Source organism: Streptococcus mitis, from assembly GCF_047464035.1.
Classification (GTDB): domain Bacteria; phylum Bacillota; class Bacilli; order Lactobacillales; family Streptococcaceae; genus Streptococcus; species Streptococcus mitis_DX.
Genome location: NZ_JASHCQ010000030.1, coordinates 1 through 19,233 on the forward strand (window position 1 = coordinate 1; position 19,233 = coordinate 19,233).

The 19,233-nt window shown below is 42.3% G+C and carries 19 protein-coding genes; 4 read left to right on the top strand and 15 right to left on the bottom strand.

Features of this window, described 5'->3' with window-relative positions:
- Positions 1 to 509: 509 nt before the first annotated feature.
- From recG to nrdR, 13 genes are all read right to left on the bottom strand, one after another.
- Positions 510 to 2,525 carry an ATP-dependent DNA helicase RecG gene (recG, locus tag QM818_RS08020; protein WP_020903250.1) on the bottom strand — a complete coding sequence of 672 codons (2,016 nt, stop codon included), beginning with the start codon at positions 2,523 to 2,525 and terminating at the stop codon, positions 510 to 512.
- Between the two features lie 18 nt (positions 2,526 to 2,543).
- On the bottom strand, positions 2,544 to 3,647 hold the full coding sequence (gene alr / locus QM818_RS08025; RefSeq protein WP_261081319.1) for an alanine racemase: 1,104 nt from the start codon (positions 3,645 to 3,647) through the stop codon (positions 2,544 to 2,546).
- The gene (gene acpS / locus QM818_RS08030) at positions 3,637 to 3,999 is read right to left on the bottom strand and encodes a holo-ACP synthase (protein ID WP_414300142.1); all 363 of its coding nucleotides are present in this window, start codon (positions 3,997 to 3,999) and stop codon (positions 3,637 to 3,639) included. The genes alr and acpS overlap by 11 nt, the downstream gene beginning before the upstream one ends.
- A gap of 45 nt (positions 4,000 to 4,044) precedes the next feature.
- Positions 4,045 to 5,076, bottom strand: a complete 1,032-nt coding sequence (locus tag QM818_RS08035) for a 3-deoxy-7-phosphoheptulonate synthase (RefSeq protein WP_000864042.1) — start codon at positions 5,074 to 5,076, stop codon at positions 4,045 to 4,047.
- Position 5,077: 1 nt separating this feature from the next.
- Positions 5,078 to 6,109: a 3-deoxy-7-phosphoheptulonate synthase gene (locus QM818_RS08040; protein WP_049500894.1), complete on the bottom strand. Its 1,032-nt coding sequence runs from the start codon at positions 6,107 to 6,109 to the stop codon at positions 5,078 to 5,080.
- An 80-nt stretch (positions 6,110 to 6,189) separates the two neighbouring features.
- Complete coding sequence (secA, locus tag QM818_RS08045; protein ID WP_265473232.1) at positions 6,190 to 8,703, bottom strand: preprotein translocase subunit SecA; 2,514 nt, start codon at positions 8,701 to 8,703, stop codon at positions 6,190 to 6,192.
- Between the two features lie 145 nt (positions 8,704 to 8,848).
- The gene (locus tag QM818_RS08050; protein ID WP_314500243.1) at positions 8,849 to 9,136 is read right to left on the bottom strand and encodes a hypothetical protein; all 288 of its coding nucleotides are present in this window, start codon (positions 9,134 to 9,136) and stop codon (positions 8,849 to 8,851) included.
- Positions 9,137 to 9,169: 33 nt separating this feature from the next.
- Positions 9,170 to 9,517, bottom strand: coding sequence for a hypothetical protein (locus QM818_RS08055; protein ID WP_261027466.1), 348 nt, complete (start codon positions 9,515 to 9,517; stop codon positions 9,170 to 9,172).
- Positions 9,518 to 9,597: 80 nt separating this feature from the next.
- The gene (der, locus tag QM818_RS08060) at positions 9,598 to 10,908 is read right to left on the bottom strand and encodes a ribosome biogenesis GTPase Der (protein WP_001207696.1); all 1,311 of its coding nucleotides are present in this window, start codon (positions 10,906 to 10,908) and stop codon (positions 9,598 to 9,600) included.
- Positions 10,909 to 10,921: 13 nt separating this feature from the next.
- Entirely contained in the window at positions 10,922 to 11,635 is a 714-nt protein-coding gene (locus tag QM818_RS08065; RefSeq protein ID WP_414300138.1) for an NADPH-dependent oxidoreductase, read from the bottom strand.
- On the bottom strand, positions 11,632 to 12,528 hold the full coding sequence (dnaI, locus tag QM818_RS08070) for a primosomal protein DnaI (RefSeq protein ID WP_414300139.1): 897 nt from the start codon (positions 12,526 to 12,528) through the stop codon (positions 11,632 to 11,634). The genes QM818_RS08065 and dnaI overlap by 4 nt, the downstream gene beginning before the upstream one ends.
- Positions 12,529 to 13,698, bottom strand: coding sequence for a replication initiation and membrane attachment family protein (locus tag QM818_RS08075; protein ID WP_414300140.1), 1,170 nt, complete (start codon positions 13,696 to 13,698; stop codon positions 12,529 to 12,531).
- On the bottom strand, positions 13,699 to 14,172 hold the full coding sequence (gene nrdR / locus QM818_RS08080) for a transcriptional regulator NrdR (RefSeq protein WP_001203672.1): 474 nt from the start codon (positions 14,170 to 14,172) through the stop codon (positions 13,699 to 13,701).
- Positions 14,173 to 14,311: 139 nt separating this feature from the next.
- On the opposite strand from nrdR, the gene QM818_RS08085 reads away from it, so the two are divergent.
- The 4 genes from QM818_RS08085 (at position 14,312) to gggC (ending at position 17,847) form a co-directional block, all read left to right on the top strand.
- Entirely contained in the window at positions 14,312 to 14,677 is a 366-nt protein-coding gene (locus QM818_RS08085; RefSeq protein WP_000119149.1) for a GntR family transcriptional regulator, read from the top strand.
- A gap of 4 nt (positions 14,678 to 14,681) precedes the next feature.
- Entirely contained in the window at positions 14,682 to 15,377 is a 696-nt protein-coding gene (locus tag QM818_RS08090; RefSeq protein ID WP_000054197.1) for an ABC transporter ATP-binding protein, read from the top strand.
- Between the two features lie 15 nt (positions 15,378 to 15,392).
- A complete protein-coding gene (locus tag QM818_RS08095; protein ID WP_120770474.1) occupies positions 15,393 to 16,160 on the top strand; it encodes a hypothetical protein in 768 nt (255 codons plus the stop codon).
- A gap of 139 nt (positions 16,161 to 16,299) precedes the next feature.
- The gene (gene gggC / locus QM818_RS08100; RefSeq protein WP_414300141.1) at positions 16,300 to 17,847 is read left to right on the top strand and encodes a streptosactin export ABC transporter GggC; all 1,548 of its coding nucleotides are present in this window, start codon (positions 16,300 to 16,302) and stop codon (positions 17,845 to 17,847) included.
- A gap of 51 nt (positions 17,848 to 17,898) precedes the next feature.
- Here gggC and QM818_RS08105 read toward each other — a convergent pair whose 3' ends face one another.
- Complete coding sequence (locus QM818_RS08105; protein WP_001288952.1) at positions 17,899 to 18,594, bottom strand: LrgB family protein; 696 nt, start codon at positions 18,592 to 18,594, stop codon at positions 17,899 to 17,901.
- Positions 18,591 to 18,965, bottom strand: a complete 375-nt coding sequence (locus QM818_RS08110) for a CidA/LrgA family protein (RefSeq protein ID WP_000781325.1) — start codon at positions 18,963 to 18,965, stop codon at positions 18,591 to 18,593. Before QM818_RS08110 ends, QM818_RS08105 begins: the two co-directional genes overlap by 4 nt.
- Positions 18,966 to 19,233 lie beyond the last annotated feature (268 nt).

The window sequence follows — 19,233 nt, forward strand, 5'->3', positions numbered from 1 at the left end:
GGTTTTCGGAACTTTGAAAACTTCAAAAAACGGATTTTTATCGCTCTCAACATCAAAAAAGAAAGGACGAAATTTGTCCTTTCTCGAGCTTAGCTTTTCTTCAACCCACTACAGTTGACAAAGAGCCACAAAAAAGAGCATTTCGCTCTTTCTTCCTTATATTTATATTATTTTGTTGCTTCTTTCTTTTGGAAAGTGGTTTGGTAATTTACTTTAATAGTTACGGTCATGTGAGAGTCCTCGTTTCTTTTTGATGACTCTAGTATAAGGGCCAAACCTGAAAGCTAGCTTAAGATTTCCTTAGAGAAAGCTTATACTCAATGAAAATCAAAGAGCAAACTAGGAAACTAGCCGTAGGTTGCTCAAAGCACTGCTTTGAGGTTGTAGATGGAACTGACGTAGTCAGCTCAAAACACTGTTTTGAGGTTGCAGATAGAACTGACGAAGTCAGTAACACATATATACGGCAAGGCGACGTTAACGTGGTTTGAAGAGATTTTCGAAGAGTATTAATCTAAATGTTCTTTCTTCTCCAAATGAAGGGCAATCATGCGCCATTCTGGATCCTCTTGCCAAGCTTCTATCGAACTAATGTAACTAGCAACTTTTCTGGCTTCTTCTAAAATTGGAAAATCTTCAATAATATCAGCCACTTGGAATTCTGGAAGGCCTGACTGTCTGGTTCCAAAAATCTCACCTGAACCACGCATTTTCAAATCTTCCTCCGCAAGGACAAATCCATTGGTGGTTTCTGTCATGATGCGCATGCGATCTTTTCCAGAATCCGTCTTGGGATTGGAAACGAGAACTGCATAGGACTGCTTGTCCCCCCGACCGACACGACCTCTGAGCTGGTGAAGCTGGCTGAGCCCGAAGCGATCGGCATCCATGATAATCATGACGGTCGCATTGGGAACATTGACCCCGACCTCGATAACCGTCGTCGAAACCAGAATATCCGTTTTTCTCTCTTTGAACTCCTGCATAATCTGGTCTTTTTCATCACTCTTCATCTTACCATGTAAAAGAGCCACCTCTGCCTTACCTGCAAAATGAGACGTCAACTCTTCTGATAAGGCAATGGCATTTTTCAGATCCAGAGCTTCTGATTCTTCAATCAAGGGAGAGATGACATAGGCTTGGGAACCTTTTTGAATTTCCCCCTCTAACCAAGTCAAGACCTGATGTAGTTGCTCATGCTTGATCCAGCGTGTCACAATAGGCTTCCGCCCTGCTGGCATCTGGTCGATAATGGAAACATCCATATCGCCAAAGGCTGTGATAGCCAGCGTCCGTGGAATAGGAGTCGCTGTCATCATGAGAACATCTGGATTGTCGCCTTTTTCCCTTAGAATACGCCTTTGCCCCACACCAAAACGGTGCTGCTCATCGATAATAATCAAACCAAGGCGATCATAATCCACTCCATCCTGTATCAGAGCATGGGTTCCAATAATCAAATCAGCCTCACCCTTGGCAATGGTCTCCAAAACTTCTCTCTTTTCTGCAGCTTTCAAGGAACCTGTCAAAAGAGCCAGTTTCAAGTCTGGAAAGAGGTTCTGTAAACTCTCAAAGTGTTGCTCTGCGAGGATTTCTGTTGGTACCATTAGGGCAGCCTGATAACCAGCTGTCACCGCCGCAAACATAGCCAAGCCAGCAACTACTGTTTTTCCGCTCCCCACATCCCCTTGTAGGAGACGATTCATGTGGTGGTCCGACTTCATGTCGGTCAAAATTTCCTGTAAACTCTTTTCTTGAGCTTGAGTCAGGGCAAATGGCAGACTTTCTTTAACAGCTGACACTTTTTCCTGAGACCAGTCCAGAACCAGACCGCTTCCCTGAACTCTATTTTCAGATTTGAGCGTTTGCAATTGCATTTGGAAATAAAAGAGTTCCTCAAACTTGATACGGCGAAGGGCCTGCTTGTATTCTCCCAAATCCTTTGGAAAATGCATAGCTCGGACTGCCTGACAACGGGACATGAGTTTGTATTTGTCCAGCAAAGACTGAGGAAGATTTTCCTCAATCAAGAGGTCCAATCCCTGATCAAAAGCCGTCTTAATAACCTTGACCAGACTGGCCTGACTGATTCCCTGAGCCAAGCGATAAACAGGTTGGAGGTCATCTTCCACCTGAGCTAGGACCTTCATCCCTGTCAGACTAGCCTTGGCGCGGTCCCATTTTCCAAAAACAGCAAGGGTTGCTCCCAACTCTATTTTATCAGCTAGATAGGGCTGGTTAAAGAAATTCACCGCAAAAACGACTTCTCCCTGCTTGAGGCTAAAGCGTAGGCGATTACGCTTGAAACCATAGTACTGGACACTAGCAGGAGTCACGACTTGACCAGAAAGAACCGCCTTTTCACCGTCTTCCAGTTCCAGCACTTGCTTTGTCTTGAAGTCTTCATATCGGAAAGGAAAGTAGAGCAAGAGGTCTTGCAAGTTTTCAATTCCTAGTTTGGCGTATTTTTCTGCTGACTTTGGTCCCACACCAGGTAAGACATGCAAGGGTTGATGTAGATTCATGCCCCACTCCTTTCTTTTCTAATAATATTCTCTCGGAATGCGATCGCTGAGAAGACAAACCACTTCATAGTTAATGGTTCCACGGTAGGTCGCTACCTGAGTTGCTGTGATTTCCTTGTCCCCGTTTGAGCCAATCAAGGTCACCTTTGTTCCTAGCGGATAAAGCTTAGGCAGACGAATGGTTATTTGGTCCATAGAAACTCGTCCAACAATTGGGCAAGCTTGCCCATCTACCAAGACAGCGAAATTTTGCATATCTCGTGTCCAACCATCCGCATAGCCGATTGGTACCGTCGCGATGACTTGCTCGCTATCCGCTTGATAAGTTGCTCCATAGCCCATACAAGCTCCAGCTGGAACTATCTTGACATGGACCATAGCAGACTCCAAGGTCAAGGCCGGAATCAAGTCATAGGGTAAGTCCAAAACCTCTCCGCTAGGATTAAGACCATACATGGCATCTCCCATACGAACCGCGTTAAAAATAGTCTCTGCATGCCAAAGAGTCGTTGCAGAATTGCTAGCATGAACCAGCTCTGGAACTTCCTTCATACTTTCCAAAATAGTCTTAAACTGTTCCAACTGGGCATTAAAGTAGTCATCTGATTCCTCGTCTGCAGTCGCAAAGTGGGTAAAAATCCCTTCAACACGGGCGCCGTGTTGTCTGAGCAAGTCTTGAGCCTGCTCAGCCTCACTAGCCTCTCTAAAACCAATCCGTCCCATTCCTGAATCAATCTTGAGGTGGACTGTTAATCCAGTTAAGTCCGCTTCCTTATCTAAGAGTGCTTGAACCCACTCCAGTCCAGCCACAGTCAAGGTGATGTCATATTCTTTAGCTAGAGCAACAACTTCGATTTCAGAAACTCCTAAAATAAGGATTCGCTTGCAGAGTCCAGCCTGTCTGAGTTCAATAGCCTCATCAATATTGGAAACGCAAAAGCCGTCTACATCTTCTTGGATTGCCTTGGCCACAGCTACTGCCCCATGCCCGTAAGCATTGGCCTTGACCACTGCCCACTTGAGAGTTCCTTGAGGGATATGAGCCCCCATTTGCTGAATATTTTGTCGAATAGCTCCCAAATGAATCAGAGCCTTGGTTGGTCTATGTGGACTAGCTTTCATGATTTTCCTCCAAAATGACACTAGCTGTCACAAACTGATCTGTATGGCTTATAGACAGCCAAATCTTTCCTGAAAATGGTGACTGACTAAAATAAGGCGCCCCGCGTTCATTGCTCAAGACTTCCAAATCCTGAAAACCGAGTTTTCCAATACCAGTTCCCATAGCCTTGGAAAAGGCCTCCTTAGCCGACCAGCGACCAGCCAAATATTCAATCTGCCTGCGCCCTTTAAGACTGTTAAACCGTTCCATTTCCTTAGCGGTCAGCACGCGCTTAGCAAATCCTTCATGTCGTATAACTGCGCTTTCTATCGAAGCCAATTCTTCGATATCAATTCCATGTCCAACTATCATTCTCATCAAAAGGAGTTGAGATTCCCCCAACTCCATCCTTTTCACTTATTTTGTCAAGGTAGCATAAATCTCTTCTACCAAAGCCTCTGTATTTTCCCAACCTAGGCAAGGGTCGGTAATAGAACAACCAAAAACCTCTGGTTGGTTTTGACGACCATCTGCTAGGTAGGATTCAATCATAAAGCCTCGAACTGTCTTTTTAATCTTCTCATTCCAATCACGATTTTGCAAGGTCTGGCGAACAATTCTAATTTGCTCCATATATTGCTTTCCTGAGTTATCATGGTTGGTATCAATGAGGATAAAGGGATTTTCAAGTCCCATGGTCTCATAACGTTCAATGGCATTTAGCAAAGTTTCATAGTAAAAGTTAGGCTCATTTTTCCCATATTCATTAACTGCGCCACGAAGGATGACGTGAGCCAAGGGATTTCCTGAAGTCTCAACTTCTTGGCCATGAAAGAGGAAGGTCTGTTTGTTCTGAGCAGCATAGATACCGTTAAACATAACCCCAAGATTCCCAGAGGTTGGATTTTTCATCCCCACTGGTGCATCAATCCCTGAAGCCACAAAGCGGTGCTCTTGGTCTTCCACAGAACGAGCCCCAACAGCATGGTAGCTGACCAAATCATCTACCAAGACCAGATTTGACGGATAAAGCATCTCATCTGCCGTTGTCAAACCAGTCTCTGTAATCACGCGATAGTGTAACTGGCGCACAGCCTGCAAGCCGTTAATCAGGCTTGGAGCCTTAGAAGTATCTGGCTGGTGAACCAAACCTTTATAGCCGTCTCCATTTGTGCGAGGTTTGGCAGTATACACACGCATAACCATGAAAATCTTGTCCGCCACCTTCTTTTGCAAGGCAGATAAACGGCGGGCATATTCCAAGACAGCCTCTTCATTATCAGAAGAGCAAGGACCAATCACCAAAAGGATACGGTCATCTTCTCCTGAAATAATGTCTGCCAATTCTCTATCACGGCGCTCCTTGAGTCGCAAGGCTTCCGCAGACAATTGGGTTTCTGCCTTGATTGCTTCAATATCGATTTCTTGACCTTTTTCAATAAATGCCATCTTATTCTCCTAGCGTTTGGTAGATTTCTCTGACAAGGGCTTCCGTATTTTCCCAGCCAAGGCAAGGGTCTGTGATAGACTTGCCAAATACTTCTGGTTCGTTTTGACGGCCATCTTCTAGATAAGACTCAATCATAAAGCCACGAACATACTGCTTGATTTTTTCATTCCAATCACGGTTAATCAAGGTCTGGCGGACAATTCGAATCTGGTCCATATATTGCTTACCAGAATTGTCATGATTGGTGTCCACAATGATAAATGGATTTTCCAAGCCCATTTTCTCATACTGGGCAATAGTATCCATCAAATTATCATAGTAGTAGTTAGGAATATTCTTACCATACTCATTGATCGCTCCACGAAGAATGGCGTGCGAAAGCGGGTTCCCAGTTGTTTCCACTTCTTTTCCTAGGAAAAGGAAACTTTGTTTGTTTTGAGCAGCATAAATCCCATTAAACATGACATTGAGATTTCCTGAGGTTGGATTTTTAAACCCAGTCGCGAAATCTGCCCCACTTGCCACAAAGCGATGTTGCTGGTCTTCAACCGAACGAGCACCAACTGCCATGTAAGAAATCAAATCATCCACAAGCGGAAGATTTTCAGGATAAAGCATTTCATCAGCAGTCGTCATACCTGTTTCTGTGATAACACGATAATGAAGATGGCGAACAGCTTTGATTCCATTGATAAGACTAGGCGCTTCTGTCGCATTAGGCTGGTGAATCAAGCCCTTATAGCCATCTCCGTTGGTACGGGGTTTAGCAGTATAAACACGCATAACCATAAAGATACGGTCTGCCACTTCTTCTTGCAAAGCTGCCAAACGCTTAGCGTATTCAAGAACAGCTTCTTCATTGTCAGATGAGCATGGCCCGATTACCAAGAGAATCCGCTGGTCTTCTCCACGTATAATGGCTTCTAGCTCTTGATCGCGCTGTGATTTTCTCTCCAAAGCTTGACCTTCTAATTTTGATAAGGCACGAACTTCTTCAATATTAATTTTAGGACTTTTTGCTGTAAATACCATAACTCATCTCCTTATAAAGCAAACGGATACCAAGTAAAAATTTACTTTTCACAAGGTATCCGCCTCTAAACTATCTCATTTTATTGTCTTTTACCGTGACAGTTTTTAAACTTCTTACCAGAACCACATGGGCAAAGTTCATTCCGTCCAATCTGGCTCAAATCCAAATCTTCTGGGATATTTGCTTGGTGGGCAGCGATATTGCGAGTCGCTGTTGTACTGATATGGTGTTCTGCTTGTGGTCTTTCTTGTTCATGAATTTGTGCTTTCATCATCAAACGTGTCACATCAAACTCAATCGAACCAATCATGTCATTAAACATACGGAAACCTTCCGCCTGATACTCAACAACAGGGTTGTTCTGAGCATAGCCACGAAGTCCAACCGCGTTACGCAATTGATCAAGAGCGTCGATATGATCTGTCCACTTGTTATCCACCACTCGTAGAATCAAAACTTTTTGGAATTCTTTAACTGCTTCTTCATCGCGTAGTTTTGAAACCTGACTATCGTAAACCTTCAAGGCACGTTGGAAGAGTTCTTCCTTAATAGCCTTATCAGACAAACCTGACAAGTCTTCGATTGAAATAGAATCTTCTGGAAGCAAGTTGTACTTAGCAAAGTTCAAAATTGCCTCTAGTTTTTCATCTTGTTTGGCACGCGCATGACCATCAACGACACGACCAATCGTGCGTTTAATCATAGCCTGAATTTCAGGTGCCAAGTCACGATCTGCAGTGATGACATCGTAACGTTGAGCGTAGATAATTTCACGTTGTTCACGCATGACATCATCGTATTGAAGGACTTGTTTACGGGTATCGTAGTTATTTCCTTCGACACGTTTTTGAGCCGCTTCAACCTGACGTGTCAACATACGAGACTCAATGGCCTCTTCAGACATGTTGAGACGTTCAAAGATTCCCTTCAAGCGTTCAGAACCAAAACGTTTCATCAAATCATCTTCAAGAGATAGGTAGAATTGTGACTCACCTGGGTCTCCTTGACGACCTGAACGTCCACGAAGCTGGTTATCGATACGACGGCTTTCATGACGTTCTGTACCAATAACACAAAGTCCTCCAAGTTCACGAACTCCTTCACCAAGCTTGATGTCGGTACCACGACCGGCCATGTTAGTTGCGATGGTAACAGCACCACGCTGACCAGCATTCATGATGATTTGGGCTTCTTTATAGTGGTTTTTGGCGTTCAAGACTTCGTGAGGAACACCAGCTTCGACCAATTTTTTAGAAATGTAGTCACTGGTTTCAACCGCTACTGTACCAACCAAGACAGGTTGACCTTTTTGGTAACGAGCCTTAACGTCTTTAACAACGGCCTTAAACTTAGCTTCAATGCTAGCAAAAAGCAAGTCTGGATGGTCAATACGCTGAACTGGACGGTTTGTTGGGATTGGAATAACACGAATGTTGTAAATTTCACGGAATTCTTCTTCCTCAGTCTTACCAGTACCCGTCATACCAGACAATTTCTTGTACATACGGAAAAGGTTTTGGTAAGTAATTGAGGCAGATGTCTTGGTTTCATCCTGGATTGGCACACCTTCTTTGGCTTCAATGGCTTGGTGCAATCCATCAGAATAACGACGACCTTCCATGGTACGACCTGTAAATTGGTCGACGATCAAGATTTCTTGCTCTTCGCTCACCACATAGTCAATATCGAGAAGCATGATGTAGTTGGCACGAAGGGCGTTATCGATAAAGTGAGTCAGAGCTACGTTTTCGATGTCATAAAGGTTTTCAAGCTTGAAGTAGCTTTCAGCCTTGTCAATCCCTGAATCAGACAAACCAATAGTCTTAGACTGCACATCAATGATGTAGTCGTCTTTGTCCAACGATTTTACATAGTGGTCTGCCATGTGGTAGAGCTGACTAGTTTCAACCGCATTAGCACCTGATACAATCAAAGGTGTACGGGCCTCGTCAATCAAGATTGAGTCAACCTCATCGACCAAGGCATAGTTAAGCGGACGTTGTACCATGTTTTCAGCGCGAACGACCATGTTATCACGAAGGTAGTCAAATCCGATTTCTGAGTTGGTTGAGTAGGTAATATCACACTCATAGGCTTCTTTTTTCTCCATTGGAGATTTGGCAGCCAAGTTAATCCCTACTGACAAACCAAGCCATGAGTACAATTCACCCATCTCAGTCGCGTCACGCTCTGATAGGTATTCATTGACCGTAACTACGTGAACCCCTTTACCTGAAAGAGCATTGAGGTATACCGGCATAGTCGCAGTCAAGGTTTTACCTTCCCCTGTACGCATTTCTGGCACATCACCATGGTGAAGAACGATTCCACCCATGACCTGAACCTTATATGGGAAGAGACCTAAGACACGTTTGGCACCCTCACGGACAACCGCAAATGCTTCATAAAGCAATGAATCTAGTGATTCTCCATTTTGATAACGTTCTTTAAATTCAACTGTTTTTGCTTTTAGTTGGTCGTCAGTCAAAGCAGCCATTTGGTCTTCGTATTTGAAAACCTTGTCGGCCATCTTTTCCAGACGACGGATTTCTCCTTTATCATTTTCGATAATTGTTTTTAAAATATTAGCCATGTTTTTCCTTACTTTAAATTCCGAATATTTTAGAATGTTCTTTTAATTTTAGCACAATTACTGATTATTTTCAAGGAAGAATCCCCATTTTGAAAAGGAAAAAGAGGCTAGTTTCCAAGCTAACCTCTCTGACTTTTATGATACTTTAATTGCCAAAAATCGGCAAAATAGCAAATAGGATAAATAAGTTAATCCAAAGAGAAAGACAGCAGATCAATCCAAAAACAAAGAGACTGACTTTCTTGGACAGCAAGGCCATCAAAATGGACAGAATTCCAAAAACTAGCAAGATTTTCTGCATGATAAAGAGGTCAATCTTTCCCCCCAGAATCGGACTGCCCCAAGGAAGAAAGAAGAAAGCAATCCAGATCAACAGAACTAAACCAATATAGACCTTAGAATAGCGTGTAATAAATGATGTTAGATGTACCATAAGCTACCTCCTATAAATAGAAACCGATATAAATCAATGCCTTTCGCCTTTAGATTGTCCTAGTTCCCGTCTCAAGCGAAACATTTTTTTGAAAAAGATATAATCTAACCAGTCACTGCCTAGAGATATGACTATCAAAATCAACCCAACACCCCAAGTACTAGCATCTGAATCATGGCTCAGAACAAAAGGGAAAAATAAGAATGAAAAAATTGTCATATCCAAGCTAAACAGAGCTAAAAGGGAAATATAAATCCAGTAAAAATAGTAGAAGATGGGGAAAATTTTACTGTTTCTGTCAGCATTGTCTATCCAATAGAAAAAATAAAAATAAGGAAATAAGAGTATCAAATGAAACCAATTAAAGGACAGTTTCATCATCGACACCTCTTTTTGATAGCGTTTTCTTCAACTTCATTCTATCAAAAAAATCTGGAAATGTCATTCCAGATTCTACTTTTTTATTTGCGTTTTCTTGCGATGAGATGGATCGGTGTTCCCTCAAAAACAAAGGCCTTGCGAATTTGATTTTCCAAGAAACGCAGGTAAGAAAAGTGCATGAGTTCTTCTTCGTTGACAAAGATAACAAAGGTTGGTGGTTTGGTTGCCACTTGGGTCGCGTAGAAAATCTTGAGGCGTTTACCTTTGTCTGTCGGTGTTGGATTGATGGCAATGGCATCCATGATGACATCGTTCAAGACAGCTGATGGAATACGTGTATTTTGACTTTCGCTGATTTGCTTAATCATCTCAGGAAGTTTGTGGAGACGTTGCTTGGTTAAAGCTGATACAAAGATAATCGGTGCATAAGGCAAGTATTGGAACTGCTCACGGATATCTTCTTCCCAGTTTTTCATAGTGTGGTTGTCTTTTTCAAGAGTATCCCACTTGTTGACCACGATAATCATCCCTTTACCAGCTTCATGGGCAAATCCTGCGATACGCTTGTCGTATTCACGGATACCCTCTTCCGCATTGATGACCATCAAGACCACATCTGAACGGTCAATAGCACGCATGGCACGCATGACAGAGTATTTCTCTGTATTTTCATAAACCTTACCAGACTTACGCATACCAGCCGTATCAATCATGGTAAACTCTTGACCATCTGTATCTGTAAAGTGGGTATCAATGGCGTCACGAGTTGTTCCAGCAACGGGACTAGCAATGACACGGTCTTCGCCCAAGATAGCATTAATCAAGCTTGATTTTCCAACGTTTGGACGACCAATCAAACTAAACTTAATGACATCTGGATTTTCTTCCTCATATTCATTTGGAAGGTTTTCCACAATCGCATCTAGCACATCCCCTGTACCGATACCATGGACAGATGAGATAGGCAGTGGTTCACCCAAACCGAGAGCATAGAAATCATAGATATCATTTCGCATCTCAGGGTTGTCCACCTTGTTAACCGCGAGGATAACTGGTTTGTGGGTTTTATAAAGTTTACGGGCTACGTATTCGTCTGCATCGGTAATTCCTTCCTTACCAGACACGACGAAGACGATAACATCGGCTTCTTCCATGGCAATTTCTGCCTGGTGCTTGATTTGTTCCATGAAAGGAGCATCGACATCATCGATTCCTCCTGTATCAATCATACTAAAAGAACGATTGAGCCACTCACCCGTTGCATAGATACGGTCACGTGTCACTCCTTCGACATCTTCTACAATGGAGATTCGCTCACCAGCGATCCGATTAAATAGGGTTGATTTCCCAACATTGGGACGTCCTACAATGGCAATAGTTGGTAGGGCCATAATTTCTCACTTTCTACAATAACTTCTTCTGTTCAAGATTTTTTCTAGTTGAGCTTGGTTCTGCTTGACCAAACTGTTCTGCTAGACGCTGACTCCAGCTTGTGGTCGCACGCGCTCCAGCATAGTCAGCCTGTACACGGTCGTAAGCTTGGATTACCTCGGTTGACTGTTCTTGATATTCTTCCTCAAACACCACTTGATTCAATGGCAAGCGAGGTTTGACTTCATGTTCTTGATTTGGCACACCTAGTGCCATCCCAAAGACAGGATAGGTGTAGTCAGGCAGATTAAAGAGTTCTGCCACTTCTTCTGACTTGTACCGCACCAAGCCAATGATAACACCACCATAGCCCAAACTTTCAGCTGCCAGCAGGGCATTTTGTCCAGCAAGAGCCGCATCGACCGAACTAATCAAGAGCCCTTCCACCCCTTGAGGTTGGAATGTATCGGTATGGAGTCGTACTCCCTTTTCTGCTCGGTTCAAATCTCCGACAAAGAGAAGGAAAACAGCTGACTGGCGAATGGCTTCTTGAGGTACCAATTCATACAAGGCATCTTTCTTTTCTTGACTTCGTACTACAATCACAGAGTAGGATTGGAAATTCTTCCAAGATGAAGCCATCTGAGCTGCTGTCAGGATTTCAGTCAAGTCTTCTTGAGGAAGGGCTTGCTCCTTAAATCTGCGCACTGACGTGTGAGCTTTCATTAATTTGATTGTTTCTGTCATCGACGGTTTACTCCTTCTAAACGAGTCTCCTCAGCCAAATAACGGATGCGTTCCATGACCCTTCTAGCTTCCCAGGTTTCATCATTTCCATGCTTCCCTTTAGCGAAATGCTGCTCCAAATCATCAAAGTTGAAGTTGGATGTGAAAAAGGTCGGTAAATCTTCCTGCATACGGTATTGGAGAATGACCTGCAGGATTTCGTCACGCACCCAAGCTGTTGACTGCTCGGCACCAATGTCATCTAAAATCAGGACTTCAGAAAGCTTAAGCTCATCCACCAAGGTCTTCACATTGCCATCACCGATTGCATTTTTGACATCAATGACAAAGCTAGGATAGTGAAGAAGGGTTGATGAAACCCCACGTTTTTCTGACAAATCATGGGCCAAGGCAGCCACCATGAAACTTTTACCCACACCAAAGTCTCCATATAAGTAAATACCTTTTCGAATAGTTGGATATTGCTCCACGAAGGCTAATAGCTTTTCAAAAACTGGCAAGCGACCCAAATCATCCAAGTCAACTTGAGCCAAACTAGCTTTCCTGAGACTGGCTGGTAGATTGATTAACTTGAGGCGATTCTTAATAGCCGCTTCTTTTTCCGCTGCGATTAGTTCAGGAGTTTCTTCGTAAGAAACGTCCGCATAGCCATGATTCATAACCAAAATCGGCTTGTAGCCTTTGGCAATATAATCCGTATCACCACGGAGAAACTTGTCACGCTCAGTGATGTACTGATTAAACTTGGAGATACTGCGATTTAATTCCTCTGGAGTCAAGGATTCTTGCTGGATAAAGGCCGCAACATCAGGATCCTTCATGATTTTCTGGACCAAATCTTGATAATGAAAACGGCTAGGTTGACGTTTGAGTACGTCTCCGACACTTTCCATCTAATCTCCTCCTTTTTCTAATCGTGCTAATAGTTCTTGTTTCTTACGTTCTAGTTCCAGACGAGTTTCCTCGCTGGTTTCATTCTTATAATCTGGGTTACTCCACTTGGGTACATTGGACTTGGCAGGACTGGATTTACTGCTTTTTTGAGCCTGACTCTTCTGCCCACGCTCACGGATCCGAAGAACTGCCTCTTCTGCCGAATGAATTTTTTGATAGGCATAGTCATTGGCTACCTTCATGGCATATTTCTCATTGATATTTGCCGAATCCACCTTATTAAAGGTCAATAAGAGAATGATATTGATGACTTCGTCCAGCAAGCCCAAGCCAGCCATCTGTTGCAAGAGGTCTCTTTCTGTTTGGGTAATAGTCCCCTTGCGTGTTTGTTTGATTTCTGCTAAGAACTGCAGGGCAGTTTTACTTTTGGCTTCTTTAATAATGGTTGCTTCCTTAGGACTAAAATCAGAGGAAACAGGTTTTTGAGCAATTTTTTCCCGCATGCGTTTGGTTGAAATAACCTGGGAAACAGCTGTTGATTTGGCCAATTGATAGGTCTCAAACCAAGTCCATTTCTTCTCCTCGGCAATGGCAAAGAGGTTTAAGACATCAGACTGTTCATCCGCAAAGCGAAGTCCATCTCGAGCCATAAGCTGACGAAAATGGTCTAAGTCAAAATCGTTGGCCACTTTCTTCTTGAGACTAAGGTCTTCTTGACTTCCTAGTTCTGCCAAATCTGGAAAGACTTGATTGAGTGAGACAGATATTTCTTCTCCCTCAGCACTCTCAACTTTCAAATCCTCTACAGCTGCATCGCCAATCTTTTTCTCCAAAAGTCTGCGATAAACAGGATGCTCTAAGAAGTCTTGACTAGATAGAGGAGCATGGAGAGCTAGCTGATAAACATCCCCCTTTTGATAGAGGGTCAAGAGATTGAAAGCAGATAGGATTTTCAAAGATTTTAAAAGTCTGTCCATCCCAAAATTGAGATGGTTGAGAATGCTTGAAAAAAGATATTCCTTTCTACCATTATCCCAAAAACTGATTGTATAAAGATAAAGGCTCAGTGCCTCCTGACCGATAATCGGGAGGTAGCACTGTACCAGAGATGAGGTATCTTGCGACACCCGATTATTCTTTAGATAAGAAAAACGGTCAATTGGCTTCATTTATCTTTCCTTTTTCTTTTTAGAGGACTGGGTGATTTGTTGGAGCAAGCTCTCTAACTCACTGACATCCTTAAAACTACGATAGACACTGGCAAAACGTACATAGGTAATCTCGTCCAATTCAGCCAACTCCTCCATGACGAGTGAACCAATGTCCTCACTTTGAATTTCATTTTCATTTCGACCACGGAGTTTCTGTTCGATACGATTGACTACCATGTTGATTTCATCACTTGACACAGGACGTTTCTGGGCTGAGCGGATAATCCCATTAAAGATTTTATCTCTGGAGAATTGTTCCCGTGTGCCATCTTTTTTAACAACCACTAAGGTTCTTTCTTCTACTCGTTCGTAGGTTGTAAAACGGTGTTGGCATTCGTCGCACTCACGTCTTCTACGAATAGTGTTCCCTTCTTCTGCTTGGCGACTATCGATAACACTTGACTTGGTAGCCCCACATTTTGGACAACGCATCCTTTCCCTCCTTATCGTTTTCTTTTCATTATACCATTTTTTAAGCGATTCCCAAAACAATACTTCTTTTTGCTTGACAAGTTTTTTGTTTTGTTGTATTATTTAATTAAGACAAAGAGATAAAAGAAAGGAGACCAAGATGTCCTGGACATTTGACAACAAAAAACCCATTTATTTACAGATTATGGAGAAAATCAAGCTTCAGATTGTTTCCCATACACTGGAACCCAATCAACAACTTCCAACCGTGAGAGAGCTAGCTAGCGAGGCTGGTGTCAATCCCAACACCATCCAAAGAGCCTTGTCAGACCTTGAACGAGAAGGATTTGTCTACAGCAAGCGAACAACTGGACGATTTGTAACTGAGGATAAGGAGCTAATCGCCCAATCTCGCAAACAATTATCAGAAGAAGAATTGGAACACTTCGTTTCCTCCATGACCCATTTTGGCTATGAAAAAGAAGAACTACCAGGCGTAGTCGGCGATTATATTAAAGGAGTTTAAGCCTATGTCATTATTAGCATTTGAAAATGTATCTAAATCATATGGAGCAACCCCAGCCCTTGAAAATGTTTCTCTTGACATCCCAGCTGGAAAAATTGTTGGTCTCCTTGGACCAAACGGCTCAGGGAAAACAACCCTGATTAAACTAATCAATGGCCTCTTACAACCAGATCAAGGACGTGTCCTCATCAACGACATGGATCCAAGTCCAGCAACCAAGGCTATTGTGGCTTATTTACCGGATACGACCTATCTCAATGAGCAAATGAAGGTCAAAGAAGCCCTAACCTACTTCAAGACCTTCTATAAAGATTTCAATCTTGAACGTGCCCATCATCTGCTTGCGGATCTTGGCATTGATGAAAATAGTCGTCTCAAGAAATTATCAAAAGGGAATAAGGAAAAGGTACAACTGATTTTGGTTATGAGCCGTGATGCTCGTCTCTACGTTCTAGACGAACCCATTGGTGGGGTGGATCCAGCAGCCCGTGAGTATATCCTCAATACCATTATCAACAACTACTCCCCAACTTCTACCGTTTTGATTTCTACTCACTTGATTTCTGATATCGAACCAATTTTGGATGAAATTGTCTTCCTAAAAGACGGAAAAGTCGTCCGTCAAGGAAATGTAGATGATATTCGCTATGAGTCAGGTGAATCCATTGACCAACTCTTCCGTCAGGAATTTAAGGCCTAAGCAAAGGAGATTATTATGTTTTGGAATTTAGTTCGCTACGAATTTAAAAATGTTAACAAGTGGTATTTAGCCCTCTACGCTGCCGTTCTAGCCCTTTCTGCCTTTATCGGAATACAGACACAAGGCTTTAAAAATCTACCTTACCAAGAAAGTCAGGCTACTATGCTATTTTTTCTATCCACTGTCTTTGGTGGTTTGATGGTTACACTTGTGATTTCAACTATCTTCTTGATTATTAAACGCTTCAAAGGTAGTGTCTATGACCGACAAGGTTATCTGACTTTGACATTGCCAGTTTCTGAACATTATATCATCTCAGCCAAACTAGTCGGTGCCTTTATCTGGTCTATTGTCAGTACTACTGTACTAGCAATCAGTGCTTTCATTGTTCTGACCCTAACGGCTCCAGATTGGTTTGCAACTTCTGACTTGATTCCATTTATAGAAACACATCTTCCTCAACTCTCTCTTATGGGGGTATCCTTCCTACTAAATACTATTTCTGGAATCCTCTGCATCTACTTGGCTATTTCCATTGGACAGCTTTTCAATGAATACCGTACCGCACTGTCAATTGTAGCCTACATTGGTATCCAAATCGTCGTTGGCTTTATTGAACTCTTCTATCGTTCTAACCCTGGTTTCTACTTCCCATCAACCACAGGAGGGGCTGATCAGTTCCAGATGGGTATTATCATGACTATTCTGGAAGAAGTTATTCTTATAGCCATCTACTATCTAGGAACTTATCACATTTTGAAAAACAAGGTTAATTTGCAATAGTTTTAAAGTCTAGCGACAATAACTCGCTAGGCTTTTTTACGTCCTCAAAATTTACATTTTTATATGAAGTATTTGAGATAAAGGAGTATAATAGATTAAAAACTGATTACATATATATCGATAAGGAGGTCAACTCTTTATGCTGAGAAGATTTGTTACTAAGAAACACCTCTTACTTTACTTCTTTTCTATTGCCGTTACCTGGCTGGAAGCGATTATCACGCCAGCCCTTGTTCAAAATATTGTTGCCAGTTTTACCAATCAAGAACTAGGCCTTCTTTGGAAAGTTTTGATTTTAGGAATCCTTGGTAATCTCATCCTCTTACTAGGTTTGGCTGGGAAACGCTATTACTATGCCCGTTTAATTACTGATTTCAAATATGGAATCAAGAGTGCTATTTTCAAGCGATTTTTAAACAGTTATGAGATTGATGAAAAGGATATTTTGTCCGACCTAGAAAGCGACGTCAAGCAACTGGAAGAAAGCTATATTGAGCCAACGGTTATCATTATTTCTTCTCTTGGTTTCACCACTGTGTCCATTCTCTATGCCCTATGGACCAATTTTTACCTGGGCTTGATTTTCATCCTCTTCTACTCCTTTCCTGTCCTCTGCAGTGCTATCGGATCAAAGCGCTTAGATTCACTTTCTGAAAAGCGGTCAACTGTTAACCAGAGCTACTTATCAAGCTTGACAAATTTTATTGGTGGTAGCCAACAAATTCGCCATTATCAGGGGCAAGACTACTTTTTTGCTCACTATCAAAAGCAATTACAAACCAGTCTAGATGCCGAAATCAACTATGAAAAACAACGAACCTTAAACAGTCTCTTAATCAATAGCATCGATGCCTTTTGTTCTGTCACACCTATCGTTATCGGTGGCTTTATGACCTACTATAATTATTTAGATGCGGCTAGTTTTGTGGCCATCTATCTGGTTTCCCATAATATCGGCTATCAATTCCAAGAGTTGGCCTACTTTACCAACACTCGAAAAGCGACTCAAACTCTTCTTAACAAATACCAAAAACTTTTGGACCAGTCTGACTCCATCTCGCCTAGAAGCATAGAAAATATTTTCCCTATCCAGCTTAACACCATCTCCCTAGAAAAAGATGGAAATAGCCTCCTGTCTCCGATTTCCATGCACATCAAGCAAGGAGAAAAAATTGCCATTATCGGCGAAAGTGGCTCTGGTAAAACAACCCTGCTCAATATCATTCATGGAGAAGAGATACCAACAAGTGGACAGATTAGCTTTGCTGGTCAGAACCTGTCCCGTCAAGAAATCACGGGCATTAGTTCCTATATCCTCCAAGATAGCCATTACTTTGACACGCTCTCTCTGGAAGACAATATCCTTCTAGGACTGGATAAAAGTCCAGAGACTTTGAATCATATACTCAAAAAAACAGAATTAGAACATTTGAAAAATCGCCCCCTCAGCAACGACAGTCTGTCTGGTGGCGAGAAACAACGCCTAGAAATCGCCCGCGCCCTCTACCATGATAGCCAACTCATCTTAGCCGATGAGATTAAGGCCAATCTTGACTTGGAAAATAGCAGAAAGATTAGTGACCTGCTCTTCTCCCTACCTCAAACAGTTATTGAAGTCATTCACCACTACACAGAAGAAGACTTAAAACACTATGACCAAGTCATTCACCTAAGCAAAGAAAAGTAATACTCTATAACATACAATTTTAAAAAGCAAGGAACTCAAATTCCTTGCTTTTTAACTCAATATCAAACTGGCTACAATGGGGCTGACGAAGACATAGAGAATACCGGTGACACCGATAGCCAAGCCACCCATGGCTCCTGCTACAGAGCCGTATCGAAATGCTGTTCCTGTTCCGACCGCGTGACCTGTTCCTCCAAGGGAAAGACCAACAGCTACTGGATCATCAATTTTCAACCACTTCAAAAGTGTTGGGCCGATCACACTGGTTAAAATCCCAGTCGCCACTACGACAACCAAAGTCACAGTCGTCAAACCTTGCAATTTTTCTGTGATCCCCACTGCCATGGCGGTTGTCACTGACTTAGGAAAGAGAGAAATGGCTAGGAAAAAGTCCATGCCAAAGATTTTAGCCACAAGTGCTGTGAAAGAGGTATTAACCACTACAGCTAACAGACTACCAAAGAGAATACTGCGAGCATGGTGCTTCATCAAGTGAAAACTCTTATAAAGCGGAATCCCTAGAGCCACTGTCGATGGGACAATCAAATTATTCAGATAAACCCCACCTTGGTAGTAATCTTGGTAAGAAATCCCCGTCACCTTTAAAAAGATGATAATGAAAACAGCTGACAAAAGCAAGGGCGTTGTCAATGGATGGGGAAAACGTCTGTAAATCAGCATTCCCACTAGATAAGCTAAGATAGACAGGGCAAGCCCAAACAGGGGATTGGAAACAAATTCACTCATTTGGCATCTCCTTTCTCATAATCTCCCTCAAACCGTCTCTTGATGAACTGAACCACCAAGGCAATGAGGATAATATTGATAACAGCCGCAAAAAAGACAATCAAAACAATGGGCAAAAGATAGGGAGCAATCACATCAAACTTTTCCATGATTCCCACTGCTGGTGGCAAAAAGAGAATGGTCATATTGGCCAGCAAGAAATTCCCCACCATGTTGACATGCCTAGTTCTCAGCCACTTGAATTGTAGGGCTAGAAAAAGAATAATCAAACCTATAATACTGCCTGGGATGGGCAAATGAAAGAAACTAGAGATCCCCTCACCGATTAGAGAAATCACAAAGAGAATCATTAATTGAACATATAATTTCATCCTAAACTCCACGAAATAGACTTCTTGCATACCAGTTTACTCTTTTTTCAGAAAATTTCAAGGAAATGCACAAGAGTTGATGAAAGTTTGAGAAGAAAGGGGATACAAACAATTCTTGACTTGTGAAAACAGGCATGATTTAGGGTAAATTCGCAAACTAAGTTCCACCGCTAGTAGAAGTGGAAGTTAGTCTGATAAAAATCCTAAAAACCAGTGGAAATCCGTGTCAGGGTAAGTTCCACTGGTTTTACTAATGCTTGATTTCATC

What these genes read in the sequence shown, in the direction of transcription:
- recG (WP_020903250.1), bottom strand. Translation starts at nt 2,525, where the DNA reads ATGAATCTACATCAACCCTTGCATGTCTTACCTGGTGTGGGACCAAAG.
- alr (WP_261081319.1), bottom strand. Translation starts at nt 3,647, where the DNA reads ATGAAAGCTAGTCCACATAGACCAACCAAGGCTCTGATTCATTTGGGA.
- acpS (WP_414300142.1), bottom strand. Translation starts at nt 3,999, where the DNA reads ATGATAGTTGGACATGGAATTGATATCGAAGAATTGGCTTCGATAGAA.
- QM818_RS08035 (WP_000864042.1), bottom strand. Translation starts at nt 5,076, where the DNA reads ATGGCATTTATTGAAAAAGGTCAAGAAATCGATATTGAAGCAATCAAG.
- QM818_RS08040 (WP_049500894.1), bottom strand. Translation starts at nt 6,109, where the DNA reads ATGGTATTTACAGCAAAAAGTCCTAAAATTAATATTGAAGAAGTTCGT.
- secA (WP_265473232.1), bottom strand. Translation starts at nt 8,703, where the DNA reads ATGGCTAATATTTTAAAAACAATTATCGAAAATGATAAAGGAGAAATC.
- QM818_RS08050 (WP_314500243.1), bottom strand. Translation starts at nt 9,136, where the DNA reads ATGGTACATCTAACATCATTTATTACACGCTATTCTAAGGTCTATATT.
- QM818_RS08055 (WP_261027466.1), bottom strand. Translation starts at nt 9,517, where the DNA reads ATGATGAAACTGTCCTTTAATTGGTTTCATTTGATACTCTTATTTCCT.
- der (WP_001207696.1), bottom strand. Translation starts at nt 10,908, where the DNA reads ATGGCCCTACCAACTATTGCCATTGTAGGACGTCCCAATGTTGGGAAA.
- QM818_RS08065 (WP_414300138.1), bottom strand. Translation starts at nt 11,635, where the DNA reads ATGACAGAAACAATCAAATTAATGAAAGCTCACACGTCAGTGCGCAGA.
- dnaI (WP_414300139.1), bottom strand. Translation starts at nt 12,528, where the DNA reads ATGGAAAGTGTCGGAGACGTACTCAAACGTCAACCTAGCCGTTTTCAT.
- QM818_RS08075 (WP_414300140.1), bottom strand. Translation starts at nt 13,698, where the DNA reads ATGAAGCCAATTGACCGTTTTTCTTATCTAAAGAATAATCGGGTGTCG.
- nrdR (WP_001203672.1), bottom strand. Translation starts at nt 14,172, where the DNA reads ATGCGTTGTCCAAAATGTGGGGCTACCAAGTCAAGTGTTATCGATAGT.
- QM818_RS08085 (WP_000119149.1), top strand. Translation starts at nt 14,312, where the DNA reads ATGTCCTGGACATTTGACAACAAAAAACCCATTTATTTACAGATTATG.
- QM818_RS08090 (WP_000054197.1), top strand. Translation starts at nt 14,682, where the DNA reads ATGTCATTATTAGCATTTGAAAATGTATCTAAATCATATGGAGCAACC.
- QM818_RS08095 (WP_120770474.1), top strand. Translation starts at nt 15,393, where the DNA reads ATGTTTTGGAATTTAGTTCGCTACGAATTTAAAAATGTTAACAAGTGG.
- gggC (WP_414300141.1), top strand. Translation starts at nt 16,300, where the DNA reads ATGCTGAGAAGATTTGTTACTAAGAAACACCTCTTACTTTACTTCTTT.
- QM818_RS08105 (WP_001288952.1), bottom strand. Translation starts at nt 18,594, where the DNA reads ATGAGTGAATTTGTTTCCAATCCCCTGTTTGGGCTTGCCCTGTCTATC.
- QM818_RS08110 (WP_000781325.1), bottom strand. Translation starts at nt 18,965, where the DNA reads ATGAAATTATATGTTCAATTAATGATTCTCTTTGTGATTTCTCTAATC.